This is a genomic window from Paraburkholderia sp. BR10872, assembly GCF_040965835.1.
Lineage (GTDB): Bacteria > Pseudomonadota > Gammaproteobacteria > Burkholderiales > Burkholderiaceae > Paraburkholderia > Paraburkholderia nodosa_A.
This window is the reverse complement of sequence record NZ_JBFRCN010000156.1, coordinates 1-461: the sequence shown is the minus strand read 5'-3', so window position 1 is coordinate 461 and position 461 is coordinate 1. Positions and strand designations below refer to the sequence as shown.

1 protein-coding gene is annotated in these 461 nt (G+C 62.0%); it reads left to right on the top strand.

Features of this window, described 5'->3' with window-relative positions; all coding sequences use genetic code 11:
• Positions 1-461, top strand: a 461-nt coding sequence (locus AB4Y43_RS40490; RefSeq protein WP_368730291.1) for a methyl-accepting chemotaxis protein, incomplete at both ends; no start/stop codon positions are given.

Here is a 461-nt window from a genome sequence, read left to right as displayed (position 1 = left end):
TCGTATCGTGCAGGGCATCAAGACTTCCAGCGAGTCGATCTCGGTGGCGGCGGGCGAAATCGCTCAGGGCAACACTGATTTGTCGCAGCGCACCGAAGAGCAGGCCGCTTCGCTCGAGGAAACTGCCTCGAGCATGGAAGAACTGACGAGCACGGTGCGTCAAAACGCCGATAACGCGAAGCAGGCAACCGTGTTGGCCAGTACGGCGTCGGGCTACGCGCAGCGCGGAGGAGAAGTCGTGGGGCGCGTGGTCGACACGATGCACAGGATCACGGAAAGTTCGGCCAAGGTCGCCGAAATCATTAGCGTGATTGAAGGTATCGCGTTTCAGACGAACATCCTTGCCCTCAATGCCGCGGTCGAGGCAGCCCGAGCCGGTGAACAGGGACGCGGATTTGCCGTCGTCGCCGGCGAGGTCCGCATACTCGCCCAGCGCAGCGCGACGGCAGCCAAGGAAATCA